General features: G+C 67.8%; 21 protein-coding genes. 12 read left to right on the top strand and 9 right to left on the bottom strand.

Going from position 1 to position 25,025, the window contains the following annotated elements; all coding sequences use genetic code 11:
• Positions 1–2: 2 nt before the first annotated feature.
• Genes fliH through BLQ74_RS09690 form a run of 5 tightly spaced genes read right to left on the bottom strand, consistent with a single transcriptional unit; the run spans position 3 to position 5,195 of the window.
• Entirely contained in the window at positions 3–698 is a 696-nt protein-coding gene (gene fliH, locus BLQ74_RS09710) for a flagellar assembly protein FliH (RefSeq protein ID WP_090262348.1), read from the bottom strand.
• A gap of 10 nt (positions 699–708) precedes the next feature.
• Positions 709–1,752, bottom strand: a complete 1,044-nt coding sequence (locus BLQ74_RS09705; protein ID WP_090262347.1) for a FliG C-terminal domain-containing protein — start codon at positions 1,750–1,752, stop codon at positions 709–711.
• Positions 1,724–3,433 carry a flagellar basal-body MS-ring/collar protein FliF gene (gene fliF, locus BLQ74_RS09700; protein WP_090262346.1) on the bottom strand — a complete coding sequence of 570 codons (1,710 nt, stop codon included), beginning with the start codon at positions 3,431–3,433 and terminating at the stop codon, positions 1,724–1,726. Before fliF ends, BLQ74_RS09705 begins: the two co-directional genes overlap by 29 nt.
• Positions 3,434–3,453: 20 nt before the next feature.
• Complete coding sequence (gene fliE, locus BLQ74_RS09695) at positions 3,454–3,786, bottom strand: flagellar hook-basal body complex protein FliE (protein WP_090262345.1); 333 nt, start codon at positions 3,784–3,786, stop codon at positions 3,454–3,456.
• Positions 3,787–3,800: 14 nt separating this feature from the next.
• On the bottom strand, positions 3,801–5,195 hold the full coding sequence (locus BLQ74_RS09690; RefSeq protein WP_090262344.1) for a sigma-54 dependent transcriptional regulator: 1,395 nt from the start codon (positions 5,193–5,195) through the stop codon (positions 3,801–3,803).
• A gap of 512 nt (positions 5,196–5,707) precedes the next feature.
• On the opposite strand from BLQ74_RS09690, the gene BLQ74_RS09685 reads away from it, so the two are divergent.
• Genes BLQ74_RS09685 through BLQ74_RS09655 form a run of 7 tightly spaced genes read left to right on the top strand, consistent with a single transcriptional unit; the run spans position 5,708 to position 11,985 of the window.
• On the top strand, positions 5,708–6,547 hold the full coding sequence (locus tag BLQ74_RS09685) for a FliM/FliN family flagellar motor switch protein (RefSeq protein WP_090262343.1): 840 nt from the start codon (positions 5,708–5,710) through the stop codon (positions 6,545–6,547).
• Complete coding sequence (locus tag BLQ74_RS09680) at positions 6,544–6,906, top strand: flagellar motor switch protein FliN (RefSeq protein ID WP_090262342.1); 363 nt, start codon at positions 6,544–6,546, stop codon at positions 6,904–6,906. The genes BLQ74_RS09685 and BLQ74_RS09680 overlap by 4 nt, the downstream gene beginning before the upstream one ends.
• On the top strand, positions 6,903–7,658 hold the full coding sequence (gene fliP / locus BLQ74_RS09675) for a flagellar type III secretion system pore protein FliP (protein WP_090262341.1): 756 nt from the start codon (positions 6,903–6,905) through the stop codon (positions 7,656–7,658). Before BLQ74_RS09680 ends, fliP begins: the two co-directional genes overlap by 4 nt.
• Before the next feature lie 7 nt (positions 7,659–7,665).
• Entirely contained in the window at positions 7,666–7,938 is a 273-nt protein-coding gene (locus BLQ74_RS09670; RefSeq protein WP_090262340.1) for a flagellar biosynthetic protein FliQ, read from the top strand.
• Between the two features lie 18 nt (positions 7,939–7,956).
• Positions 7,957–8,757, top strand: coding sequence for a flagellar biosynthetic protein FliR (gene fliR / locus BLQ74_RS09665; protein ID WP_090262339.1), 801 nt, complete (start codon positions 7,957–7,959; stop codon positions 8,755–8,757).
• On the top strand, positions 8,750–9,892 hold the full coding sequence (gene flhB, locus BLQ74_RS09660) for a flagellar type III secretion system protein FlhB (protein ID WP_090262338.1): 1,143 nt from the start codon (positions 8,750–8,752) through the stop codon (positions 9,890–9,892). Before fliR ends, flhB begins: the two co-directional genes overlap by 8 nt.
• The gene (locus tag BLQ74_RS09655; RefSeq protein WP_090262337.1) at positions 9,889–11,985 is read left to right on the top strand and encodes a flagellar biosynthesis protein FlhA; all 2,097 of its coding nucleotides are present in this window, start codon (positions 9,889–9,891) and stop codon (positions 11,983–11,985) included. The genes flhB and BLQ74_RS09655 overlap by 4 nt, the downstream gene beginning before the upstream one ends.
• 2 nt (positions 11,986–11,987) lie before the next feature.
• Here BLQ74_RS09655 and BLQ74_RS09650 read toward each other — a convergent pair whose 3' ends face one another.
• Entirely contained in the window at positions 11,988–12,365 is a 378-nt protein-coding gene (locus BLQ74_RS09650; protein ID WP_244507175.1) for a PilZ domain-containing protein, read from the bottom strand.
• A gap of 213 nt (positions 12,366–12,578) precedes the next feature.
• Here BLQ74_RS09650 and BLQ74_RS09645 point away from each other — a divergent pair, with 213 nt between their 5' ends.
• The 5 genes from BLQ74_RS09645 (at position 12,579) to BLQ74_RS09625 (ending at position 22,961) form a co-directional block, all read left to right on the top strand.
• Positions 12,579–14,033, top strand: coding sequence for a GGDEF domain-containing protein (locus BLQ74_RS09645; RefSeq protein ID WP_170842785.1), 1,455 nt, complete (start codon positions 12,579–12,581; stop codon positions 14,031–14,033).
• A 111-nt stretch (positions 14,034–14,144) separates the two neighbouring features.
• Positions 14,145–17,219, top strand: coding sequence for an EAL domain-containing protein (locus tag BLQ74_RS09640; RefSeq protein ID WP_090262335.1), 3,075 nt, complete (start codon positions 14,145–14,147; stop codon positions 17,217–17,219).
• A 90-nt stretch (positions 17,220–17,309) separates the two neighbouring features.
• On the top strand, positions 17,310–18,962 hold the full coding sequence (locus BLQ74_RS09635; protein WP_090262334.1) for a VRR-NUC domain-containing protein: 1,653 nt from the start codon (positions 17,310–17,312) through the stop codon (positions 18,960–18,962).
• Entirely contained in the window at positions 18,959–21,337 is a 2,379-nt protein-coding gene (locus BLQ74_RS09630) for an ATP-dependent DNA helicase (protein ID WP_090262333.1), read from the top strand. The genes BLQ74_RS09635 and BLQ74_RS09630 overlap by 4 nt, the downstream gene beginning before the upstream one ends.
• A 139-nt stretch (positions 21,338–21,476) precedes the next feature.
• The gene (locus BLQ74_RS09625) at positions 21,477–22,961 is read left to right on the top strand and encodes a GGDEF domain-containing protein (protein ID WP_090262332.1); all 1,485 of its coding nucleotides are present in this window, start codon (positions 21,477–21,479) and stop codon (positions 22,959–22,961) included.
• Here BLQ74_RS09625 and BLQ74_RS09620 read toward each other — a convergent pair.
• From BLQ74_RS09620 to BLQ74_RS09610, 3 genes are read right to left on the bottom strand one after another with little or no spacing between them, the layout of a single operon-like run.
• A complete protein-coding gene (locus BLQ74_RS09620; protein ID WP_090262331.1) occupies positions 22,955–23,581 on the bottom strand; it encodes an START domain-containing protein in 627 nt (208 codons plus the stop codon). The two genes, BLQ74_RS09625 and BLQ74_RS09620, sit on opposite strands and share 7 nt — an antisense overlap.
• A gap of 25 nt (positions 23,582–23,606) precedes the next feature.
• Positions 23,607–24,392, bottom strand: a complete 786-nt coding sequence (locus BLQ74_RS09615) for an anti-sigma factor family protein (protein WP_090262330.1) — start codon at positions 24,390–24,392, stop codon at positions 23,607–23,609.
• On the bottom strand, positions 24,389–24,868 hold the full coding sequence (locus BLQ74_RS09610; protein WP_244507174.1) for an RNA polymerase sigma factor: 480 nt from the start codon (positions 24,866–24,868) through the stop codon (positions 24,389–24,391). The genes BLQ74_RS09615 and BLQ74_RS09610 overlap by 4 nt, the downstream gene beginning before the upstream one ends.
• Positions 24,869–25,025 lie beyond the last annotated feature (157 nt).

Raw genomic sequence — 25,025 nt, 5'->3', positions numbered from 1 at the left:
CGTCAGGCGTCGCCCAGCAGGTGGCTGCCGAGGGCATCCATGCAGCTATCCAGGCGCTGCTGGCAGCCGATATCGGCTTCCTCGTGGGCGGTGACCACCCGGCACTCGCCCAGGGCCAGGCGCTCGTCGGGCACCAGGCGCCAGGCGGCGGCGCGTTCCGGCGCCAGCTCCTTGATCCGCGTGCATTCCTCGGGGTTGAGCAGCAATTGCAGCGACTCCGGCTGCTCCGGCATGGCCGCCAGGGCCTCGTCGGCCAGACTCAGCAGTTGCGTCGGGTGCAGGGTCAGTTCGCAGCGGATCACCTGGCGGGCGACCTTCTGCACCAACTCCAGCAGTTGCTCGCGGCGGGTCGCCTCGAAGCCCTCGGCGAAGCGCCGGAACTCCTCGCAGAGGCGCTCCAGCGGCTGCGCGGCGGCGTCGAAGGCGCGCCGGCCCTCGGCCTTGCCCTCCTCGCGGCCCTGGCGCTGGCCGTCCTGGCGGCCGAGCTGGAAGCCCTCCTCGCGGCCGGCCGCGCGGCCTTCTTCGAGGCCCTCGCGGTAGCCCTTGTCGATGCCCTGCTGGAAGCCGTCGGCGATGGCCTTCTGCAACTCGGCCGGATCGCCGCTCTGCCAGGCACCCGACGCCGCGCCGCTGAAGCGCGGCGGGAAACGGTACGGCCGCCAGTCGCGCGCGCCGCCGCGGATCACCTTGACCGTCATCGGCGCGCCCTCATTCCACTGTCTGTTCACGGAACAACTGCAATTGGATCTCGCCCTCGGCGGCCAGCTCGCGGACCATGCCCATGATGTCGCGGCGCACCTGCTCGACGCGGCTCAGCGGCACCGGCCCCTGGCGGCGCTTGATGGATTCCATCTGCTGCGCCTGGCGCTTCGGCATGGCCGTCTGGATGGCCTTGACCAGCGCCGGCTCGGCGCCCTTGAGGGCGACCACCCACTCTTCCAGCGGAATGGTCTCCAGCAGTACCTGGAGCACGTCCTGGCTTTGCCGCGAGAGGATGAAGAAGTCGTACATCTCCTCCTCGATGCGCCCCACCAGGTCCTCGCTGTGCCCGCGCAGCAGCTCGAACATCTGGTTCCGGTCGCCCTTGTAGCGGTTCATGATGTCCGCCGCCTGCTTGATGCCGCGCACCTGCGAGCCCTGGGTGGAGAGCACCGCCAGGCTGCGGTCGATCAGTTGCTCCAGCTCGGCGATGACCTCGCTGCTGACCTCGCTGAGGTTGGCGATGCGGTACAGCAGTTCGTCCTGGCGCTCGGCAGGCAGGCATTCGAGCACCTCGCTGGCCATGGCCGGCGGCAGGAAGGCGAGGAACACCGCCTGCATCTGCGCGTGCTCGTTGGCGATGAGCGCGGCGAACTGCTTGGGATCGAGCCACTCCAGGCGCGCCATCTTGGCGCGGATTTCCTCGCCGTAGATGCTGTCCAGCAGGCTGCGGGTGATGTCGCTGCCCAGCGCCTTGCCGAGCATCCCGGCCAGGTAGCCGCGCGAGGCGCCCTTGATGCTGCTCTGCTCCTTGTAGTCGTCGAAGAAGCGGCTGATGACATCCGACACCATTGGCAGCTTGACGTTGTTCAAGCGCGCCATGGCTTGGCTGATGCTGATGATCTCTTCGCGGGAGAAGTGCCGGAGCACGCCGGCCGAGGTGTCGTCGCCCATGCTCAGCATGAGGATCGCGGCCTGCTCCATGGAACTCATCGCGCGCTTGCGCGCCGGCGTGCGCGGCTCGTCAGCCGGCTGGGTTGAGGTCTCGCTCATTGCGCCCTATCCATTGCTTGATCACTTCGGAGACCCGCTCGGGATCGTTCTTGGCCAGCATCTGCAGGTGCTCGATCTGGTGCTCCAGGCCCGAGCCCGGCGCCGGCAGGCGGATTTCCGAGAGCGGGTTGAGTTCACTGAACACGCCCAGCGCGCGCGACTCGCCGCCGATCCGCGCGAGCAGGCGCTCGCCTTGCTCGCCGGCCAGCAGCGCCAGATTCTGCTCGTCACCCTGCGCTTGCGGCGCCGGGCGGTTGGACAGGCTGCGCACGGCCGGACGCACCACGATCAGCAGCAGCAGCACGCTGATCAGGCCGAACACGCCGAGCTTGGCCAGGTCCTGCAGGCGCGCGTCGTCCCACCAGGGTGCGCGCTCGTCGAGCGGCGCGCCGACGACGAAGGGCAGCACGCTGAGCGCCAGGCTGTCGCCGCGCTCGGCGTTGAAGCCCACCGCATTCTTCACCGCGGCTTCCATCTGTTTGCGCGCGTCCTCGCTCCAGCCACCCTGGGGCGCGGCGGCGGCGTTGATCATCACCGCCACGCTCTGCTGGCGCAGGTTGAAGGGCGCGTGCTTGACGTGGGTGATGTTCTGGTCGTAGTCGAGTTGCCGGTTGGATTCCTTGCGCAGCGAGGTCGCCGCCTTGTTCTTCTGATCCTGCGCGGCGCCAGTGGCGTTGGCCTGGTTGCCGGGGTTGGCGCCAGGGGCACCGGGCGCCGGCGGGGTCTGGCTGTCCTGCGGCTTGACCGGCGGGCGGTTGCTCAGCGAGCCGGGCACGCCGAGGGCCAATTCGTCGAGGGTGCTGTCGTCGCGCAAGGTCTCGCGGCGCAGGCGCGGTGTGTCGCCGTAGGACTGCCGGGTCTCTTCGGTCTGGCTGAAATCGATGTCGCTGGCGACGCTGACCCGGTAGTTGCCCGGACCGACGATGGGCGCCAGGACCTGTTCGATATTGGCCACCGCCTTCTGCTGGACCTCGTCCACCAGTTGCCAGTTCTGCTGCGAGCCGCCCCAGGCACTGAGGCCGCGGGACAGCAGCACGCCGTGCTGGTCGACCACGCTGACGGCGTCCGCCTGCAATTGCGGCACGCTGTTGGCGACCAGGTTGAGGATGGCCGCCACCTGCTCCGGCTTGAGCCGGTAGCCCGGCGCCAGTTGCAGCATCACCGAGGCCTTGGCCGGCTCGCGCTGGCTGACCACGAAGGAGCTGGCCTGGTCCAGCGCCAGATGCACGCGGGCCTGCTGCACGCCTTCCATGGTCATCACGGTGCGCGCCAGCTCGCCTTCCAGGCTGCGCTTCAGGCGGACGTCCTGGACGAACTGGCTGGCGCCCAGCGGCTCGTCCTTGTCGAACAGCTCGTAGCCCGGCGGCACCGAGACCTTCACCCCCTTGGCCGCGAGCAGCATGCGCGCGCGCGCCAACTGGTCGTCGCGCACCAGCACCTGGCCGCTCTGCGGGTGCAGGCGATAGACGATGCCCTCGCCATCGAGCACCTGCATCACCTCGGCGGCCGGGAATGCCTCACCGGCGCCATAGAGGGCGTGGAACGCCCCCTGGTCGCGCCACAGATACCAGGTACTGCCCACGGCCAGCAGCGCGGCGGCGCCGGCCAGGCCGAGCAGGGTCAGGCGCGGGTCGAGTTGCAGCTTGCCCAGGGGCAGGCGGTTCTTGATCTTCTGCAGCACGGTTCAGCCCTTGTGCGCCGTCACAGCGGCATGCTCATGATTTCGTCGAAGGCAGTGGTCATTTTGTTGCGTACCTGCATCAGCGCGGAGAAGGACACGCTGGCCTTCTGGCTTTCGATCATGGCGCCGGCCAGGTCATCGCTCTGCCCGCTGTCCACCGCCGCCGCCAGCTCGTTGGCGCGATGCTGCTGGGCATCCACCGCGCGCAGGGCGTCCTCGAAAGCCGTGGCCGGGCTCGCCTCGGCGGCGCCAGCGTCGATCTGGGTGGCCGGCTGGATCGGCGCCGCCGACAGCGCGCGCAGCTGCTCCATCTGCCCGAGCATGTCCTGCCGGGCCAGCATGATTGGGTTCATTCACGACTCTCGCATCAGAAGGACAGGTTGACGCCCTGCTCGCGCATGGCGTTGAGGCGGTAGCGCAAGGCGCGCGGGGTCATGCCGAGACTCTCCGCGGCCTTGGTCTTGTGCCCGCCGAAACGGCGGATGGTATCGATCACATGCTGGTACTCGGCCCACTTGCCGCTGGCGCGCAGGGCCGCCTTGCCGCCCTCGGCGAGGGCCGGCGCGAGTACCTGGACGGCGGCGACCTGCGGCTCCGGCGACGCCAGGCCGAGGTCCACCGGCTGGATGAACAGGCCGGCGCGCAGCACCAGGGCGCGCTGGATGACGTTTTCCAGTTCGCGCACGTTGCCCGGCCAGTCGTGGGCCAGCAGCGCCTGGCAGGCCTGGGCGGTGAGCAGGTCGGCATGGCGCTCCTGCGGCGCGTACTGGCGGATGAAGCGCTGCGCCAGAGGCAGGATGTCGTCCTTGCGCTCGCGCAGCGGGCTGATGTGCAGCGGCAGCACGTCGAGGCGGAACATCAGGTCGGCGCGGAAGCGTCCGGCGGCCACTTCGGCCTGCAGATCGCGGTTGGTGGCGGCGATGATGCGCACGTTGAGGCGGATTTCCCGCTGCCCGCCGAGGCGCTCGACGCGCTGCTCCTGGAGCACGCGCAGGAGTTTGGCCTGCAGTCCCAGGGGCAGCTCGCCGATCTCGTCGAGCAGCAAGGTGCCGCCATTGGCCAGTTCGAACTTGCCCGGCTGGGCGCTGACCGCGCCGGTGAAGGCGCCGCGCTCGTGGCCGAACAGGATGGATTCGAGCATCTGCTCGGGGATCGCCGCGCAGTTCACCGCGATGAAAGGCGCGTCGGCCTCGGCGGAGAACCGATGGATATAACGCGCCATCAGTTCCTTGCCGGTGCCGGTTTCGCCACTGATCAGGATCGGTGCGCGGGTCTGCGCCACGCGCTGCGCCAGGGCCAGCAGGCGGCGCCCGGCGCGCGACTGCGAGACGAAGCCCTCGCCAGCGCTGGCAGCCTGTTCCAGGCGGCGCAGCAGCGCCGCCAGTTGCGTTTCGCTGAACGGCGACAGCAGGTAATCGACGCAGCCCAGTTCGAGCAGCGCGGCGGCCATTTCCTGGTCGGCGTATTCGACGATGGGCACCACGCTGAGCTGGGGCGCGCGCTGCAGCAGCTCACTGATCTGCGGGAAGCTGCGCGTCGGCTGACGCTCGGCGAACACGAACAGCGCGCCGCAATCCTCCAACTGGCGCGCATCCAGCTCGGCCACGCGGGCCACGCGCAACACCCGGCAGCCCAGACGCGCCAGGCCATCGTTGAGCAGGTCCAGGCCGATCTCGCCGGAGCCGCCGACGATGACCACCGGCTGCGCACCCGCCAATCGCGTTTCGCAAGGATAACTGGCTAATTGATTGAACTGTTTCAACGCAACTTTCCTGCTGCTCGGCCGCCGTCAGACAACCTGTTCTTGTGCCACGCGCGCGAAGTTCGCCATGAACTCTCGCTCACCCACAGGCCATTCATAGTGGAGTTGATCAGACAACTTTCCGTCTCTATATAAGGAGACTTCGTCGTCGCTCTTCTTTTTTTCATCGGGCGCTTAAAAAGTTTCACTTTCATGTCGCCTTGAGCATTTGAGCGGGAACTTTTTCAGCGGAACCCGATCACAGCCGCAACGTTAACTGCGTCACCTCGAAAACCTTGAGTCAGTTCTCGTTAAATCCGCTCAGACACCCCGCAATGACCCTCAAAGACGTCATTTGATTTTTATTGATTTAACCGCAAGACCCCGCCGCCCTAGACTCCCGCCCAATCTGCACGCTTCCCGCGACCGAATCGCCGGGCAATCGCACCTGCCACCGCGCAAGCCGCCCGGCAGCCACCTGGAGCGGCAGAACGACACCCTCCGCGGCCCAACTTCCGGAATACGACCTCCCCATGACTGGCCAATCCAAAGTCCACCACGGCGTGCCCTCGGAAAAGCTCATTCGCTTGCAGCCGCACAAGTTGGGCCGGCATTACCACAAGGTTCCGCAATACATCCGCGAGATCGCCAACAAGCATCCGCGCAATATCAGCGACTATTTCCTGCGCGGTTACCGCATCAATATCGAACTGCAGAAAGTCGAGGTTCACGACAAGTTCAAGCGCCCTGCCGAATGCATCTTCAACTGCGCCTTCGGCAAGGTCGGTTTCGCCATCGACCGCGCCCTGCTCACCGAAGCCCTGGAGTGCTACTACGGCGGCACCTCGCTGCCCAGCCACGACACCCCGCCGATCAGCACCTCGGAGCAGCGCATGCGCAAGCGCCTGGGGGTGGACGTGGCGCAGATCTTCGCCCGCTCGCTGCTGCTGGGACACACCTTCGGCGAGCTGACCGCGCACGACAACGACTATGAGCTGGTGCAGTGGGAGCACGTCGCCGAGTTCCGTTTTCTCAGCCACATCACCGGCAACCAGGTCTCGCTGTTCATCTACCTGGACGCGCAACTGGCCGACGAACTCACCGCGCACCTGGCCGGGCCGCCACCGTCACGCCTGAGCGGCAACCCGATGCAGCACCTGAAGCACTTGCCGGTGCGCCTGGACTGCATCATCGCCGCCCTGCAGATGCCCCTGAGCCAAGTCCTCGACCTGCGCCCCGGCGACATCCTGCCGGTGCGCCTGCTGGACCGCTGCGAGGTGCAGGTCAACCAGCAGAAACTCTTCCGCGGCACCCTCTTCGAAGAAGACGGCGGCCTTTTCCTGACCTCCCTGGAAAGTGTGAAAAGCCCATGACCAGCCAAGTGACCGACAGCGAACTGGACAATCTCCTCAACGACGGCGGCCTCGCCCTCGACGAGGTTCCGGCCCTGACCAGCGACGCCAGCCCGGCGCCGCGCCAGGACCTGAGCTTCTTCGGCAAGATCCCGGTGCACCTGACCCTGGAAGTGGCCTCCACCGAGATTTCCCTGAAGGAACTGATGGAGGTCGACGCCTCCAGCGTCATCGTCCTCGACAAGCTGGCCGGCGAGCCGCTCGACCTCAAGGTCAACGGCGCACTGTTCGCCAAGGCCGAAGTGGTGGTGATGAACGGCAACTACGGCCTGCGCGTGCTGGAACTGTGCGGCGCCGGCCTCGACGACCTGGCCCGATGATGCGCACGCGCCACTGGCTGACGACGGCCCTGGGGCTGGCCGCGCTGATTCCCGGCGCGGCGCTGGCCGCCGGCGGCGACATTTCCCTGCTCAGCCTGAACGACACCGGGCATGGCCAGGAACTGAGCGTGAAGCTACAGATCCTGGTGGTGATGACGCTGCTCGGCTTCCTCCCGGCGATGCTGCTGATGATGACCTGCTTCACCCGCTTCATCATCGTCCTGGCCATTCTCCGCCAGGCCATGGGGCTGCAGCAGAGTCCGCCGAACAACATCCTGGTCGGCATCGCCCTGTGCATGACCCTGCTGGTCATGCGGCCGGTGTGGAAGGAGGTCTACAACGAGGCCTACCAACCCTTCCAGGCCGACGCCATCAGCCTGGAGGAAGGCCTGGGCCGGGCCAAGGCCACCCTCAGCCGCTTCATGCTCGCGCAGACCGGCAAGACCTCGCTGGACACCCTGCTCGCCCTGGCCGGCGAGAAGATGCCGGAGAAGGCCGCCGACCTGGACTTCTCGCTGCTGCTGCCGGCCTACGTGCTCAGCGAGCTGAAGACCGCCTTCCAGCTCGGCTTCATGATCTTCGTGCCCTTCCTGGTGATCGACCTGGTGGTGGCCAGCGTGCTCATGGCCATGGGCATGATGATGCTCTCGCCGATGATGATCTCCCTGCCCTTCAAGCTCATGATCTTCGTCCTGGTCGACGGCTGGGCGCTGATGATGGGCACCCTCACCTCCAGCATCCAGCCGTTCTGAGGTCGCCATGCTCACCCCGGACAGCGCCGTAGAGTTCATCGCCAATGCCGTGCACATCACCATCATGGTGGTCTGCGTGCTGGTCGTGCCGAGCCTGCTCGGCGGCCTGCTGGTGAGCATTTTCCAGGCCGCCACGCAGATCAACGAGCAGATGCTCAGCTTCCTGCCGCGCCTGCTGATCACCCTCGGCATGCTGGTCTTCGCCGGCCACTGGATTCTGCGCACGCTCAGCGATCTGTTCATCGAGACCTTCAAGCAGGCCGGGCACCTGGTCGGCTGATAGGGGCAGGGAGTAGCGATGCACAGCAACGAGTCGCTGCTGCAGGCCAGCCAGTACCTGCAAGAGATGCAGCGCTACTGGTGGCCGTTCTGCCGGATCATGGCGCTGCTGGCGCTGGCGCCGGTGCTCAACCACAAGTCGCTGCCGATGCGCGTGCGCATCCTCCTCGCCCTGGCGCTGACCCTCGCGCTGTCCGCCGCCCTGCCGAAGCCGCCGGCCATCGAGGCGCTGTCGCCGGCGGGCCTGCTCGCCAGCCTGGAACAGATCGCCGTGGGCATGGTCCTGGGCCTCAGCCTGCAACTGGTGTTCACCGTGTTCAGCCTGGTCGGCGAGATCGTCTCGACGCAGATGGGCATGAGCATGGCGCGCTACAACGACCCGGTGAACGGGGTGTCCTCGTCCTCGGTGGTCGGCCAGCTGTACTTCCTCCTGCTGGCCCTGCTGTTCCTCGCCAGCGACGGCCACTTGCTGGTGGTCAGCGTGCTCTACCAGAGCTTCGTCTACTGGCCGGTGGGCGACGGCCTGCAGGACGCCGCCCTGGGCAGCCTCGCCTACGCCATGGCCTGGGTGCTCGCCGCGGCCACGCTGATCAGCCTGCCGCTGGTGTTCTGCATGACCCTGGTGCAGTTCTGCTTCGGCCTGCTCAACCGCATTTCGCCGGCGATGAACCTGTTTTCCCTGGGCTTCCCCATGGCCATCCTCACCGGCCTCGCCGGCATCCGCCTGACCCTGCCGGACCTGCCGGAAAACTATCTGCACCTGAGCCGCACGCTGCTCGACAACCTCGGTCACCTGCTGCGGAGCGCCGGCCATGGCTGAACAGGGCGGCGCCCAGGAAAAGACCGAAGAGGCCTCCGAACACAAGCTGCGCAAGAGCCGCGAACAGGGCCAGGTGGCGCGCTCCAAGGACCTCGCCGGGACGGTCGCGCTGCTGGTCACCCTGCTGCTGCTGAAGTCCTGCGCCGGGCGCTTCTACGACGGCCTGGCGGAGAGTTTCCGCCTCGCCTACCTGGACCTGAAGCACGGCGAGATCGGCCTCGACGACCTGGCGCTGATCCTCGGCCACAACCTCTGGCTGTTCATCCAGTTGCTCCTGCCGCTGTTGCTCACCCCGCTGCTGGTGGTGGCCTTCGGCATGATTCCCGGCGGCTGGGTGTTCGCCTCGGCCAACCTGGCGTTCAAGGCAGGCAAGCTCAACCCGATCAGCGGCCTGGCGCGGATGTTCTCGGCGCAGAACCTCACCGACCTGCTCAAGTCGCTGCTGAAGATGGCGGTGCTGCTGGGCGTCGCCTGGTACCTCCTGGAAGACGCCCTGCCGCGCCTGATCACCCTGCAGCGCAGCGACATTCGCAGCGCCATCGGCGGCTCGCTGGCGCTGCTCTTCGACACCCTGATCGGCCTGCTCTCGGTGTTCGTCCTCTTCGCCCTGCTGGACATCCCCCTGCAACGCTTCCTGTTCCGCAAGAAGATGCGCATGTCCAAGCAGGAGCGCCGCGAGGAGCACAAGAACCAGGAAGGCCGCCCGGAAGTGAAGGCGCGCATTCGCCAGGTTCAGCGGCAGATGTTGCAGCGGCAGATCAACCGCGTGCTGCCCAAGGCCGACGTGATAGTGACCAACCCGCAGCACTTCGCCGTGGCGCTCAAGTACGACCCGAAGAAGGCCCAGGCGCCCTTCGTGCTGGCCAAGGGCGTCGATGAGATGGCCCTGTATATCCGCCAGACCGCGCTGAAACATCAACTGGAAGTGCTGGAGCTGCCGCCGCTGGCGCGCGCCATCTACTTCAGCACCAAGGTCAACCAGCAGATTCCCGCCGGCCTCTACACCGCCGTCGCCCACGTGCTGACCTACATCCTGCAACTGCGCGCCTTCCGCCAGGGGCGCCGGCAACGCAAACCCGAACTGGCGAAACACCTTCCCATTCCCGACAGCCTGGCAAGCAGAGGCCAACCATGAACTTCCTCGAGCGACTCCTGCCGACCCTGCGCAGCGGGCGTATCGGCATCCCGCTGGTGATCCTGTCCATCCTGGCGATGATCATCCTGCCGTTGCCACCGCTGCTGCTCGACGTGCTCTTCACCTTCAACATCGGCATCGCCCTGCTGGTGCTGATGGTCAGCGTGTCCTCGCGCAGCCCGCTGGACTTCTCCCTGCTGCCCACGGTGGTGCTGGTCACCACCCTGCTGCGGCTGTCGCTGAACGTCGCCTCCTCGCGCGTGGTGCTGCTCGAAGGCCACACCGGCTCCTCGGCGGCGGGCAAGGTGATCGAGGCCTTCGGCCATGTGGTGATCGGCGGCAACTTCATCGTCGGCATGATCGTCTTCGTGATCCTCACCATCATCAACTTCATGGTGATCACCAAGGGCGGCGAGCGGATTTCCGAAGTCACCGCGCGCTTCACCCTGGACGCCCTGCCGGGCAAGCAGATGGCCATCGACGCCGACCTCAACGCCGGTCTGATCGATCAGGCCGAGGCGAAGAAGCGGCGCTCCGAAGTGGCCAAGGAAGCCGACTTCTACGGGGCCATGGACGGTGCCTCGAAGTTCGTCCGCGGCGACGCCATCGCCGGCATCCTGATCCTCCTGATCAACCTCTTCGGCGGTGTCGCCATCGGCGTCTTCGTCTACGCCATGGCCGGCGCCGAGGCCTTCCGCCAGTACGCCCTGCTGACCATCGGCGACGGCCTGGCGGCGCAGATCCCGGCCCTGCTGCTGTCCACCGCGGCGGCGATCATCATCACCCGGGTCAACGAGTCGGCGGAAATCACCGCACTGGTGCGCCGGCAGATGCTCGCCTCGCCTTCCCTGCTGTACACCGTGGCCGGCATCGTCACGGTGCTGGCGCTGGTGCCAGGCATGCCGCACCTGGCCTTCTTCAGCTTCGCCGCGCTGATCGCCTTCGTCGCCTGGCGGGTGTCGCTGGCCGAGCCGGCGGGCGAGGCGCAGACCCTGGAGCAGGTGGAAGCCATCGGCAAGGCCATGGACCAGGAGCGCGCCCAGCAACTGGGCTGGGAAGACATTCCGCTGGTCGAGCGGCTGTCCATCTCGCTCGGCTACAAGCTGGTCGGGCTGGTCAACGAGGCTGGCGGCGCGCCGCTGGTGCAGCGCGTGCGCGGGGTGCGCCAGACGCTCTCGGAAAGCCTCGGCTTCCTGCTCCCGGAAATCCATATCCGCGACAGCCTGCGGCTGAAGGCCTCGCAGTACAGCATCCATATCAGCGGCGAACGCATCGATGGCGCCGAGCTGCACGCCGACCGCCTGATGGCGATTCCCTCGGCGGAACTCTACGGCGAGATCGACGGCATTCTCGGCAACGACCCGGCCTACCACATGCCGGTGGTCTGGATTCAACCGACCGACAAGGCGCGCGCGCTCAACCTCGGCTACCAGGTGATCGACTGCGCCAGCGTCATCGCCACGCACCTGAACAAGGTGATCCGCGAACACCTGCCGGAAATCTTCAAGCACGACGACGTCGACAACCTCATGCAGCGCCTGGCCGCCCAGGCGCCCAAGCTGGCCGAGACCCTGCGCGGGCAACTGAGCTTCAGCCAGCAGCACCGCGTCTACCGTCAACTGCTTCAGGAACAGGTGCCGCTGAAGGACATCGTCAGCATCGCCACCACCCTGGTGGAAGCCGCCGAGACCACCAAGGACCCGGTGCTGCTGGCCTCCGACGTGCGCTACGCGCTACGCCGGAGCATCGTCGCGGGAATTGCCGGAGATCGCGGCGAACTGGCGGTGTTCATCCTGGAAAACAGCCTGGAGAACACCCTGCTCAGCGCCCTGGCCATCGCCCAGCAGGCCGGCCCGGTGAGCCTGGACAACATTCCGGTGGAACCGAACCTGCTCAATCAGTTGCAGAACACCATGCCAGTGGTGAAGGAGAAGCTGCGCAAGGAAGGCCATCCGCCGATCCTCACCGTGATGCCGCAACTGCGCCCGCTGCTCGCCCGCTACGCGCGGGTGTTCAGTCCGGGCCTGCATGTGCTGTCGCAGAACGAGATTCCCGAGCGCGTCGCGGTCAACGTGCTCGGCACCCTCGGCTGAATTCAGTCGGCGTCGGCGCTGCGGCGGCCGGCGCGCAGGCTGCGCATCAACTCGCTGAAGGTCATCGAGGGCTGCTCCAGCGCCAGGCCGGCCTCGAACTGGCCGGTCTGGGCGTTCTCCCGCGACCAGATGCAACGCACGCTGACCTCGGCCTCGCGCATGTGCCCCTCGCGGTCGCGCATGCGCAAGCGCAGGTCGAGCACGCTGTCCGCCTCCAGCAGTTCGTCGCAACGCAGCTTCAGCCCGGTCTCCGACAGGTCGGCGACATAGCCGAACAGCTTGCCGCTGCGGCCATCCACGGCGCGGATGCGGAACATCGAGCGAAAAACGATACGGTTGTGCTGGCGCATGGAGTGCGGGCCTTTCGCTGGGTTGACCATGCTCAAGGCGACCGTCCGCGGGGTTTTCTTAAGCGCCGGCGCGCATGTTCCGCCACTGGTCTAGTGAACGTACATTTATCGACATAATTTGATAGCATTTGGATATCACAGACCCAGCCAGGTTCTTCTATGCCTCGCCCACTGTGGAGGCGTCTGTTCGGACGCAGGACAAGGCTGTCTTACGCTGCTGGCGCGATCACCCTGATCTGCTGCTTGACCCTGACGACCATCACCCTGTGGATGCTCAGGCAGAACCGTGACCTTTACCTCGCGCAGATTCACACCTCCGTCGCCAACCTGACCCAGGCGCTGGCCAGCCACGCCGAAGATACGCTGAAGCAGACCGATATCGTCCTGGTCAGCGTCATTGCCCGCCTGGATACCCCGGACCCGGCGCTGTCGCTACCCTTGCTTCTGGCGCGTCAGGCGGTGGAGCTGAACCAGCTCGCCGAGTTACTGGTGCTCGATGCCCAGGGCATGGAGGTCGCCAGCGCGAATCTGCCGAACCTGCGGGAGAGCTACGCCGACCGCGACTATTTCCAGTATCACCGGCAGCACGCCGACCTCGGTCCGCACATCGGCCGTGCCGTGCGCTCACGGCGCAACGGCGAGTGGGTGATTCCGGTCAGCCGGCGCTACAACCTGCCCGACGGGCGTTTCGCCGGGGTGGTGGTGGCGGCGATCCGCGAGCAGTGCTTCCAGGACTTCTACGAAGGCTTCGATATCCAACGGCACGGCGTGCTGGCGATGAACATGCTCGAAGGCAGCCTGCTCGCCCGGCGCCCCTTCGACGACCGCGATATCGGCCGCAGCCTGTTCTCCACGCCGGTGTTCCAGCGCGTTCTCGATGGCGAAAAGCGCGGGCAACTGGTGCTGCACTCGACCCTCGACGGCCGCGAGCGCTTCTATGGTTTCCAGAAAGTCGACAACTACCCGCTGGTGGCGATCGCCGCGCTGGATACCGAGGAAGCCCTCAGCGGCTGGCACCATCAGGCCGCCGTCAGTCTCGGGCTGACGGCGCTGGGCATGCTGCTGTTCGTTGCCATGGGCGCCTACCTGACGCGCAACATCTTCATCCGCCTGCAGGCCGAGCACCACCTGCGCATCGTCACCGCCGACCTGGAGCACCTCAATCACGCGCTGGAAGACCAGGCGCTGCATGACGGCCTGACCGGTATTGCCAACCGCCGGCATTTCGATCAGGCGCTGCAACAGGAATTCGCCCGCGCCCAGCGCGAAGGCACGCCGCTGTCGCTGCTGATGCTCGACGTCGACAACTTCAAGAGCTTCAACGACAACTACGGGCACCTGGCCGGCGACCATTGCCTGCGGCGCATCGCCCAGGTCCTGCAGAGCTTCGAGCGGCGTCCCGGCGACCTTGCCGCGCGTTACGGCGGCGAGGAATTCACCGTGTTGCTGCCCAACACCCCCGGCGAGGGCGCCCTCGACCTGGCGGAGACTATTCGCCAGGCCGTCCAGGACCTCGGCATCCCGCACCAGGCCAGCGCCTACCGGGTGGTCACCCTCAGCGGCGGGGTCAGCGCTGGCGTCCCGACGCCGACGGACAGTCCTCAGGACTGGATCAACAAGGCCGATAACGCGCTCTACCGGGCCAAGGCCTCCGGCCGCAACGAAATCGCGGCGTCGGAATGCCTGGCGCTCAACTAATATCTCGCGTGGACGCACGCCCCGCAGAAGCGGCGGATCGTCCGAGCCCGGGATGAGGGCGGCAGGCCCTCGTGTCGTATCCCGGATACACCAAGGAGAGTGGGGTTAAGGATGGCAATTTCGCCACGTACTCGTTTCATCGGCATGGCCACGGTCAGTTACGGCCTGGTCTCGCTGGCCTGGATCTACTGCTCCGACCTCCTGCTGGCCGACCTTGCCAGCACCCAGGCCATGATCTGGCTGTCCATGGCCAAGGGCCTGTTCTTCGTCATCGTCACCACCGCGCTGCTGGTCTTCGCCCTCAACGCCGTGCCTCCGGCCCGCCCGCCCACCAGCGGCAGCGCCTGGCAGCTCCAGCCCGCCGCCCACCGCCGCTACTCGCGGGTGGCCAGCTACCTGTTCGCCAGCCTGGCGACCCTGGCCATGCTCGCCGTGCATCACGCGCTCACCGCCGCCACCAGCCACAACACCCTGCCCATGTTGCTGATGCTGCCGATCGTCGCCAGCGGCTGGCTCGGCGGACTGGGGCCGGGCTTGCTGGCCACCGCCATCGCCGCCCTGGGCCTCGACTTCATGGGACTGCCGCCGGTCGATAGCCTGCGCATCAGCCAGAATCACGACCTGCTGCAACTCACCATCCTGGTCTTCAACGGCATCGGCATCAGCCTGCTCAGCGAGCTGCTGATCCGCACCCTCAAGCGCCTCAGAGCCCAGCGCGCGCTGCTCGACGCGGTGGTCTCCGGCAGCCCCGACGCCATCTGCGTCAAGGATCGCCAGGGCCATTACCAACTGCTCAACCAGGCGGCCGCGAGCCTGCTGGGGCGGCCGGCCTCGTGGATTCTCGGACGCAACGACGAGGCCTTCCTGCCGGGGGAGCAGGCCAGCCGGCAGATGTCCGAGGATCAATCGCTGATGGAACAGGAACGCACCGTCAGCCATGAAGAACAGATAACCACCCACGACGGCCGCAGCCTGCAACTGCTGGTCACCAAAGGCCCGGTGCGCGACGCCAACGGCCAGGTCAGCGGGCTGTTCAGCGTGTCCCGCGACATCACCGCGCGCAAACGCACCGAGGCGGCCCTGCTCGCCAGCGAAGCGGCGATGCGCACCGCGCAGCGACTGGCCAATATCGGCAACTGGGAGTGGGACATCGCCAGCGGCCGGCAAACCTGGTCCGAGCAGGTCTATCGCATCTACGGCCTGAGCACCGAGCTGCCGCCACCCGGCTACCCGGATATCCGTTCGCTGTTCAGCGAAGCCGGCTGGCATACCCTGGAAGCCGCGATACAACAGGCGCTGCATGGCATCGACGACTACGCCATCGACATCGAGCTGATCCGCCGCGACGGCGCGCGGCGCTGGGTCAACATCCATGGCTTCCGCCGCCTGGACCATGACGGCAAGGTGCTGCAACTGTACGGCACGGTGCAGGACATCACCCCGCGCAAGCTCGCCGAGCTGGCCCTGCGCGAAGCCTCGGTGGTGTTCGAGAGCAGCCACCAGGGCATCATGGTGGTCAGCCCGGACATGCGCATCAGCCGGGTCAACCCGGCCTTCACCCGGATCACCGGCTACGGCGCCGAGGAGATGCTCGGCCACACCCCGCGCGTGCTCTCCTCCGGCCTGCACGACCAGGCCTTCTACCAGCAACTGTTCGCCAGCCTGCGAGAGCACGGCTACTGGCACGGGGAAATCTGGAACCGGCGCAAGAATGGCGAAATCTACCCCGAGGCACTGACCATCAGCGTCGCCCACGGCGAGGCCGGCGAGGTGCTGCACTACATCGCGGTGTTCTCCGACATCAGCCGGATCAAGGCCCACGAAGCCGAACTCGACCGCATGGCGCACTACGATCCGCTGACCGGCCTGCCCAACCGGCGCCTGCTCGGCGACCGCCTGGAACAGGCCATCGCCCGGACCCTGCGCTCCGGCCGTTCGCTGGCGGTGTGCTACCTCGACCTGGACGACTTCAAGGAGGTCAACGCGCGCGGCGGGCGCAGCGTCGGCGACAACCTGCTGGTGGCGGTGAGCGAGAACCTCAAGCAAGTGCTGCGCTCGGAGGACACCCTGGCGCGCCTGGGCGACGACGAATTCGTCATCCTGCTCAGCGAAGTCGCCTCGGTGGAGGACTGCTCGGCCACGCTCGACCGCATCCTCGCCGCCATCAACCTGCCGGTGGCCACCCTCTGCGGCACGATCAGCGTTTCCGCCAGCATCGGCGTATGTGTCTACCCGGACGACAACGTCGACGCCGGGCAACTGCTGCGCCACGCCGACCAGGCCATGTACCTGGCCAAGGGCTCGGGCAAGAACCGCTACCACCTGTTCGATCCGAACAGCGACCGCAAGGCCCAGGCCCGCCGGGAACTGCTCGAACGCACCCGGGCCGCCCTGCGCAATGACGAGTTCGTGCTGCACTACCAGCCGAAGGTGGAACTGCAGGAAGGCGCCTTCGTCGGTGTCGAAGCCCTGGTGCGCTGGGAATGCCCCGGCCAGGGCCTGCTGCCGCCCGCCGCGTTCCTCCCGGCGATCCAGGGCAGCGATATGGACCGCCTGCTCGGCGAATGGGTCATCCGCACCGCCCTGGCCCAGGCCGCGGCCTGGTACGCGGAAGGCCGGCCGACGGTGATCAGCGTCAACGTCAGCCCCAGCCAGTTGCTCGACGAGAGCTTCCCCGACTGGTTGGGCGACAGCCTGCGGCGGTACCCGGAGCTGCCCGTCGCCTGCCTGGAACTGGAGATCCTGGAAAGCGTCGCCATCGACGACATGAACCTGGCGATCGAGGCCCTACAGCGCTGCCGTGCGCTGGGCATTCACTTCGCCCTGGACGATTTCGGCACCGGCTACTCTTCGCTGACCTACCTGCGCCAGCTGCCGGTGGACGTCCTCAAGGTCGACCAGACCTTCGTCCGCGACATGCTCCAGGACAGCGACGACCAGGGCATCGTCGAGGGCGTCATCCGCCTGGCCGAGGCCTTCAACCGCGAGGTGGTCGCCGAAGGCGTGGAAACCCTGGAGCACGCGCGGGCGCTGCGACGCATGGGCTGCCGTTACGGCCAGGGCTATGGCATCGCCCGGCCGATGCCCGCCAGCGAACTGCCGCGCTGGCAGGAAGAATGGCGGCAACGCTGCGCGGCCCTGCGCGAAGACCAGGCCGCCCTGCCACACGCTGCCTCCCGCTCCTGACGCAACGGGCCTGGCCACAGGTCCGTTGCGGGTTGCCAAGCCGGCGAGCGGCTGATATCTGTATAAAAATACAGCCCTCCAGTCGCCCCCATGTCCGCCCTCGCCGATCCGCGCTTCTACTACCTGGCCAACTTCCACAAAGCCCTCGCCTGGCTCGGCGAGCGCTATGCCGACCTGTTCGACGCCAGCGAGCGCGAGTTCCTCCGCCGCTTCGACGAGCTGCCACTGGCGTCCAGGGCGCTGCTGGTGCGCCTGATCATGCGCAAGGGCCCGCATTTTCGCGCGAGCAAGCTGGACTACGCGGAAATCGGCTGCCCGCACCAGGCCGCCGCGCCCCTGCTGCGCGCCGGCTGGCTGGACGCCGGCGCCGCGCTGACGCTGGACGAAGTCTTCGCCCTGCTGCGCAAGGACGAAGTGCTGGCGAGCTTCGCCGCCCTGCCAGCGCGGACGACCCTGCGCAAGGCCGAATTGCTCGAACAGTTGCGCGAGACGTTCAGCGAACCACGGCCGTTCGCCGCCTGGTGCCCGCAACTCGACGACAGGCTGTTCAGCCTGACCCTCGGCGAACTCTGCGAGCGCCTGCGCCTGATGTTCTTCGGTAACCTGCGCCAGGACTGGAGCGAGTTTGTCCTCACCGACCTCGGCATCCTGCGCTACGAAACCCCGGTGCTGACGCCTGAATCCCGTGGCTTCGCCAGCCGCGCGGAAATCGACGCGCAGCTGCGCCTGCAGCGCTGCCGCGAGGCCTTCGAGGCCGGCGCGCCGGTCGACGCGCTGCTGCCAGCGATCGCCGCGCTGGACGGCGACAGCGCGCACCTGCAACGCCGGCGCGGGCGCCTGCTGTTGCAGATCGGCCAGCGCCTGGAACGCGAGGGTCAATGGGAAACCGCCCTGGCGGTCTATGCCGAGAGTTCGCACGGCGCCGCGCGGCAGCGCCGGGTACGCCTGCTGGAACGCCTGCAGCGTTTCGCCGAGGCCCACGAGCTGGCCTGCCAGGCCGCCGCCGCGCCGCACGACGCCGCCGAGGCGCAATTGATCGAACGCGCCCTGCTGCGCCTGCGGCGCCAACTCGGCATGGCCCAGCCAGGCAAACCCAAGGCCACGCCGCCGGCGCGCCTCGACCTGCGCCTGGAACCATGCGCCGGGCTCAGCGTCGAGCAATGCGTGCAGCGCCACCTCGAACGCCCCGAGGCGCCGGTGCACTACGTGGAGAACACGCTGATCTGCAGCCTGTTCGGCCTGCTCTGCTGGGAGGTCATCTTCGCGCCGCTGCCGGGGGCGTTCTTCCACCCCTTCCACAGCGGCCCGGCGGACCTCTTCGACAGCCAGTTCCGGGCGCGCCGCGCCGAACGCTTCGCGGCGCGCCTGGCGCTGCTCGACGATGGCCGCCATGCCGACGAGATTCGCCGCATCCACCGCGTGAAGAACGGCCTGCAATCGCCGTTCGTCCACTGGGAACTGCTCGACGAGACCTTGCTGGAACAGGCCCTCGCCTGCCTCCCGGCGGCGCACCTGAAGCACTGGTTCGAGCGCCTGCTGCAAGACCTCCAGGCCAACCGCGCGGGCATGCCCGACCTGATCCAGTTCTGGCCCGCCGAAGGCCGCTACCGGATGATCGAGGTCAAGGGCCCCGGCGACCGCCTGCAGGATAACCAGCAGCGCTGGCTGGCCTTCTGCGCCGAGCACGGCATGCCGGTGGAAGTCTGCTACGTGCAGTGGCTTGGCCAGGACGACCCGGCATGAACTACCAGGTCGCGGTCCGCGCGCTCTGCGAATTCACCGCCAAGGTCGGCGACCTCGACCTGCGCTTCACCCCCTCGCCCACCGCCCAGGAAGGCATGGCCGGGCACGCCACCGTGGTCGGCCGCCGCGGCCCCGGCTACCTCGCCGAACTGCCCCTGGCCGGCGCCTACCGCAACCTGCTGGTGCGCGGCCGCGCCGACGGCTACGACCCGGCGCGCAACTGCCTGGAAGAGATCAAGACCCATCGCGGCGACGTTTCGCGCATCCCCGACAACCATCGCCAGTTGCACTGGGCCCAGGTCAAGGTCTACGGCTGGCTGCTCTGCGCCCTGCAGGACCTCGAAGAGATCGACCTGGCCGTGGTCTATTTCAACGTCATGACGCAGAAGGAGAGCGTGTTCCAGGAGCGCTTCAGCGCCGACCAGCTGCACCATTTCTTCGAGCTGCAGTGCCAGCGTTTCATCGTCTGGGCCGAACGCGAACTGGCCCACCGCGAAGCCCGCGACCGCGCCCTGGAGAACCTGAGCTTCCCCTGGCCGCAGTTCCGTCATGGCCAGCGCCAGCTCGCCGAATCCGTGTACCGCGCCGCCCGCGACGGCCGCCACCTGATGGCCCAGGCCACCACCGGCATCGGCAAGACCCTCGGCACCCTGTTCCCGCAGCTCAAGGCCATGCCCGGCCAGGGCCTCGACCGGCTGTTCTTCCTCAGCGCCAAGACGCCCGGCCGGCGCCTGGCCCTGGAAGCCCTGGCGAGCCTGCGCCAGGACGACCCGGCGCTGCCGCTGCGGGTGCTCGAACACGTCGCCCGCGACAAGGCCTGCGAACACCCGGACAAAGCCTGCCACGGCGACTCCTGCCCGCTGGCCAAGGGTTTCTACGACCGCCTGCCGGCGGCCCGCCAGGCCGCCCTCGACGGCTGCTGGCTGGACCAGGCGCGGGTTCGCCAGGTGGCCCGCGAGCACGCCATCTGCCCCTATTACCTGAGCCAGGAACTGAGCCGCTGGGCCGACCTGGTGGTGTGCGACTACAACTACTACTTCGACATGAGCGCCCTGCTCTACGCCCTCACCGTGCTCAACGAGTGGAAGGTCGCGCTGCTGGTGGACGAGGCGCACAACCTGGTGGAACGCGGGCGCAAGATGTACACCGCGGAACTCGACCAGGGCGAGTTCCAGGCCCTGCGCAAGATCGCCCCGAGGACACTTAAGGGCGCGCTGGAGCGGGTCGGCCGGCACTGGAACCAGTTGCACAAGGACCAGCAGCTCGACTACCAGGTCTACCCGCTGGCGCCGGAGCTGTTCATCCTCGCCCTGCAGAAGGCGGTGACCGCGATCACCGACCACCTCAGCGAGCAGCCCGACGGCAACAGCCTGGAATTGCTGAGCTTCTACCTCGACGCCATGGCCTTCTGCCGGCTCGCCGAAGCCTTCGGCGAACACTCGCTGTTCGACATCACCCGGCATGGCGATGGCCGCGCCCGCAGCCTTTCGACCCTGTGCCTGCGCAACGTCATCCCGGCGCCCTTCCTCGCTCCGCGCTTCGAGGAAGCGCACAGTTGCACGCTGTTCTCCGCCACCCTGACCCCGGCGCACTACTACCGCGACCTGCTCGGCCTGCCGGCGGACACCGCCTGGCTCGACGTCGAATCACCGTTCCGCGCCGAACAGCTCAGCGTGCAAGCGGTGCGCAACCTGTCGACCCGCTACCAGCACCGCGCCCAGTCGGTGCAGCCGATCTGCGAGCTGATGGCCCGGCAGTACCGCGAGCAACCGGGCAACTACCTGGCCTTCTTCAGCAGCTACGCCTACCTGGAACAGGTGCGCGAGCGCTTCGTCCGCGACGAGCCGGACGTTCCGGTCTGGGTCCAGGCGCGGAACATGGACGAAAGCGCCCGCGAGGGCTTCCTCGAACGGTTCCGCAACGGCGGCCGCGGCATCGGCTTCGCCGTGCTCGGCGGCGCCTTCGGCGAGGGCATCGACCTGCCCGGCGACCGCCTGATCGGCGCCTTCGTCGCCACCCTCGGGCTGCCCCAGGTGAACCCGGTGAACGAGGAAATCCGCCAGCGCATGCACGCCCAGTTCGGTGACGGCTACGACTACACCTACCTCTACCCCGGCCTGCAGAAGGTGGTGCAGGCCGCCGGCCGGGTGATCCGCACCCAGCAGGACCAGGGTGTGGTCTGGCTGATGGACGACCGCTTCGGCCAGGCGGCGATCCGCCAGTTGCTGCCGCGCTGGTGGAAGGTCGATAGCTGCCGCCTGGCGCTGTCGCCGGCGACGCCGCCAGCCAGCGCGCCCGTCCGCCCGGCCAGTCCGCGGCCGGCCGCCCCCTGGGAACCGCTGGCGCAAGGCCAACTCGGCCTCGACGACCTCTAGCCGCCGGGACGGCGCGGCAGGGCCACGCACAGGCAAGTTCGCCACAACCTGCTATACGCCTTGTTAGCCTTGGAAAAAGGCGCCGGCGGCCTGCGCTCCGGCGCCTGGCTTCGCCCGCCCTCGACTGGATGTCCATGCCATGCTCAGCCGCCGTCCGACGCTCATTGTCCTCACCAGCCTGTTACTGACCCTGGCGATCGCCGCGCTGAGCGGCTGGGTCGTGCTGCAGATGCGCCACGATGCCCTGGCCGCAGCCCACGCCGGCGGGCACAACATCGCCCGCCTGGTGGAACACGACCTGCGGCACAACCTGGACATCTATGCGCAGACCCTCGACGTGGTCGCCCGCGTCTACAACGAGCCGAGCGTAAGGGGCCTGCCGCTGCACATCCGCAAGACCCTGCTGCTGGGCCAGGCGGCGCCCGCCAAGGGCATGGGCACGCTGCTGCTGACCAATGCCAGCGGCGAGGTCATCTACGACCTCGACGGCAGCCTGCCCACGCGCCTGGACGTGGGCTTGCGCGATTTCTTCATCGTCCAGCGCGACAGCAATAGCGAAACGCCCTACCTGAGCCACCCGTTCCTGCTCGCGGGCAGCGACGCCGGTGCCGACATCGCCATGAGCCGGCGCCTGCACACCACCGATGGCGAGTTCTCCGGGGTGGTCGCGGTGATCCTGCGCCTGCGTGCCCTGCGCGACCTGTTCAGCGGCCTGAACATCGGCGCCGGCGGCACGGTCAGCCTGCACATGCTCGACGGCACCCTGCTCATGCGCTGGCCGGACGACGGCAGCACGGCGGCGCCGCAGGACGACAGCGTGAGCGAGGTGGCGCGGTTCCTCCAGGCGCGCCGCGGCGACTTCTTCGAGCGCGCCGCGGACGGCGTCGAGCGCTGGCACAGCTTCCGCCGCATCGGCAGCTATCCGCTGATCTTCAGCGTCACCCTGCCGAGCCGCGACATCTATGCCCAGTGGCAACTCCGCGCCTGGACCATCGGCCTGCTCGCAACCGCACTGGATCTGTCGATCCTCGGCCTGGCCTACCTCCTCGCACGCCAGTTCCGCCGCAGCGGTGAAGTGGAGAGCGAGTTGCGCGAGGAAGCCGGCACCGATCCCCTCACCGGCCTGAACAACCGCCGCAGCTTCGACCGCCGCGCCGCCCGCGAGTGGGCGCGCGCCGAACGTGCCGGCCACCCGCTGGCGCTGCTGATGCTGGATATCGACAAATTCAAGGCCTACAACGACCACTACGGCCACCCGGCCGGTGACGAGGCGCTGAAGATCGTCGCGCACACCCTCGGCGAGTTCGCCCGCCGGCCTGGCGATTGCGCCGCGCGCTACGGCGGCGAAGAGTTCGTGATGCTACTGGCGGACAGCGACCGCGAGCATGCCCGGAACCTCGCCGAACACATTCGTGTCGCCCTGCAGGCCAAGGCCGTCCCGCATGCCCAAGGCCCCTTCGGCGTGCTGACCCTGAGCATCGGCGTCGCCAGCACCGACTGCGTCGCCGCCGAGAGCCTGGAGGCGCTGCTCGAAGCCGCCGACACGGCCCTCTACCGGGCCAAGGAAGGCGGCCGCAACCAGGTGGTCGCGTGCCCCGCCAGCCAGCTCGCTGGCGCTCACTGAGGCGCCGGGCGCGGCTGCCGCTCGGCCACCGCGCGCAAGGTGCGCAGGGTCTCCAGGGGCGCGTCGATGACGAAACGATTGGCCAGCCAGGAGGGCACGCTGCCGCCCGGGTCGCCGCGTATCTGATAGGTCACCCGGGTACGCCCGTCGGCCAGCGGCACCATGCGCCAGAGGCCGCTCAGGCGCGGCACGCGGATCATCCCCTGGACCGCCGGCAGGTAATCCGGCGCCGCCTCCAGATGGCGCACCACGGCGCCGTCGGCGCTGCGCTCGGTGGTCACGTGCAGGACCAGGTCACGCGGTCTCAGCGGCCAGGACAATTGCGTCTGCATGTACAGCCAGACGTCGTCGCCGGCGTACTTCAGCAGGCGCATCTCGGCGCAGGCGTAGATCCATTTGCAGGCCACCCGCAGGTTCTCTTGCAGAGCGACCAGGGTCCGCACATCGGCATTGATATCCACCAGCCCGCGATAGCTCTGGTATTTCGAGCCCGGCACGCTGCTCAGGTAGACCTGGATGCCGTCCTGCTCCGTCGCCAGGCGCCAGTCCTCCGCCGACGCCGGCGCGCCCAGCAGCAGGACGAGGATCAGTAGCGCGAAACGACCGCTGAAACTGTTCATGCTCTCTGCTCCCCTTGCCATAGCGCTAGGCGGCGAGCCGCCGCCGCAGATCGTCGGCCAGCGCCCATAGCGCCGCCGGCGGGTTACGCCCGATCAGCAGGTAGGCATGGCGCGCGTCGGACCAGTAGACCAGGTTCAGCGCCTGGCGCTGCTCCTGCGCCAGCGCCGCGCCGCTGCCATTGCCGCGGGTGATGCAGAACGCCAGGGGACCGTAGCGCGCATCCAGGTAGGTAATCTGGCCGATCGGCACACCGTCGTACTCCAGCAGTTGCGCGCGCTTGAGCTGTGCTCCCGGCAGGGCCACGCTGGCCGGCTGCAAGGCCAGCTCCAGGCGCTCGCCGAGGGCCTGCAACTGGGCGCGCTGGGCGAGTTCGTCGAGGGGCAGGTTGTCGAGCGTCTGCGGCGTGTACAAGGCCATGTAGTCGGCCACCCGCTGGCGCCAATTGCCGGCGTCCTCGCGTGTCGCCCCCAGGTGGCCGAGCAGCAGGCGATCGGTGGCCATGCCCAGGGCCACGCAGGCGGCCGCGGCGGCGAGGAAGCCGCGGCGGCCGAAGGCGCGTTGCTCGGGTTCGCCCGGCAGCTCTTGCAGGCCGGCGTTCAGCCGATCGAGCGGCGCCTGGGCGAGGAGTTCGTCGAAGGCGCCGCGAAAATCCAGGCTGCTGGCCGAAAGACCTTCGAATCGGCGCGCCAGCTCGGCATCGGCGGCGATTCGCGCTTCGATCAGGCACGCCTGCTGGTCGCTCAGCTCGCCGTCGATGAAGGCGACCAGAAGCTCATCGGATACCTGGGACTTGCTGTCGTATTCGCTCATCGCCGCTCTCCTCCGGCAGGCACGCCGGGCGTGCCGTCGGCTTGCGCCAGCTTCAGGCGGGCCGCGGCCAGCCGGCTCATCACGGTGCCCATGGGCACGCCGAGGATTTCCGCCACCTCGCGGTAGCTGAGGCCCTCGACATAGGCGAGGAACAGGGTCTCGCGCTGCGCTTCCGGCAGCGCGCCGACGCGGCGGATCACCTGGCTGGCGAGCACCTGGGTCTGCGCCAGGTGTTCGCCGTCGAAGACCAGCTCGCTCTCGGCGTCGACGAAGCCCTGTCCCGCGCGCACGCGCTGGGCGCGGATTTCGTTGAGCCAGATCGACCGCAGGATGGCGAACAACCAACGGTCCAGGCGGCTGCCCTGGGAAAACTGTGCCGCGCGCTCGAGCGCGCGCAGGCAGGTCGCCTGCACCAGGTCGTCGGCGACGTGGGACTGCCGCGACAAGACCAGGGCATAGCGCCACAAGCGCCCCAGGTACTGGCCGAGTTCGCCACGGATTTCCGCTTGCGCTGCGATGGACACCTCCACTGGGCTGTGCGGCCGCCGCAACGGCGACCGACCGGCTAGGCAAGGCTCAGGCGCACTGGCCGGCGCACGGGGCAACTCGCGCGGCCAGGGCCCGAGGGGTTCG

This window comes from Pseudomonas panipatensis, assembly GCF_900099785.1.
GTDB classification, from domain to species: Bacteria; Pseudomonadota; Gammaproteobacteria; order Pseudomonadales; family Pseudomonadaceae; genus Pseudomonas; species Pseudomonas panipatensis.
Note: the sequence above shows the minus strand (reverse complement) of the source record. Positions and strands in the feature narration are given on the sequence as shown.

Excerpts from the sequence above, each read along its gene's own strand:
- BLQ74_RS09685 (WP_090262343.1), top strand. The coding sequence starts at position 5,708 with ATGACTGGCCAATCCAAAGTCCACCACGGCGTGCCCTCGGAAAAGCTC.
- BLQ74_RS09635 (WP_090262334.1), top strand. The coding sequence starts at position 17,310 with ATGTCCGCCCTCGCCGATCCGCGCTTCTACTACCTGGCCAACTTCCAC.
- fliH (WP_090262348.1), bottom strand. The coding sequence starts at position 698 with ATGACGGTCAAGGTGATCCGCGGCGGCGCGCGCGACTGGCGGCCGTAC.
- BLQ74_RS09655 (WP_090262337.1), top strand. The coding sequence starts at position 9,889 with ATGAACTTCCTCGAGCGACTCCTGCCGACCCTGCGCAGCGGGCGTATC.
- BLQ74_RS09670 (WP_090262340.1), top strand. The coding sequence starts at position 7,666 with ATGCTCACCCCGGACAGCGCCGTAGAGTTCATCGCCAATGCCGTGCAC.
- fliE (WP_090262345.1), bottom strand. The coding sequence starts at position 3,786 with ATGAACCCAATCATGCTGGCCCGGCAGGACATGCTCGGGCAGATGGAG.
- BLQ74_RS09680 (WP_090262342.1), top strand. The coding sequence starts at position 6,544 with ATGACCAGCCAAGTGACCGACAGCGAACTGGACAATCTCCTCAACGAC.
- BLQ74_RS09640 (WP_090262335.1), top strand. The coding sequence starts at position 14,145 with ATGGCAATTTCGCCACGTACTCGTTTCATCGGCATGGCCACGGTCAGT.
- fliP (WP_090262341.1), top strand. The coding sequence starts at position 6,903 with ATGATGCGCACGCGCCACTGGCTGACGACGGCCCTGGGGCTGGCCGCG.
- BLQ74_RS09650 (WP_244507175.1), bottom strand. The coding sequence starts at position 12,365 with ATGGTCAACCCAGCGAAAGGCCCGCACTCCATGCGCCAGCACAACCGT.
- BLQ74_RS09705 (WP_090262347.1), bottom strand. The coding sequence starts at position 1,752 with ATGAGCGAGACCTCAACCCAGCCGGCTGACGAGCCGCGCACGCCGGCG.
- fliR (WP_090262339.1), top strand. The coding sequence starts at position 7,957 with ATGCACAGCAACGAGTCGCTGCTGCAGGCCAGCCAGTACCTGCAAGAG.
- BLQ74_RS09625 (WP_090262332.1), top strand. The coding sequence starts at position 21,477 with ATGCTCAGCCGCCGTCCGACGCTCATTGTCCTCACCAGCCTGTTACTG.
- BLQ74_RS09615 (WP_090262330.1), bottom strand. The coding sequence starts at position 24,392 with ATGAGCGAATACGACAGCAAGTCCCAGGTATCCGATGAGCTTCTGGTC.
- BLQ74_RS09620 (WP_090262331.1), bottom strand. The coding sequence starts at position 23,581 with ATGAACAGTTTCAGCGGTCGTTTCGCGCTACTGATCCTCGTCCTGCTG.
- flhB (WP_090262338.1), top strand. The coding sequence starts at position 8,750 with ATGGCTGAACAGGGCGGCGCCCAGGAAAAGACCGAAGAGGCCTCCGAA.
- BLQ74_RS09630 (WP_090262333.1), top strand. The coding sequence starts at position 18,959 with ATGAACTACCAGGTCGCGGTCCGCGCGCTCTGCGAATTCACCGCCAAG.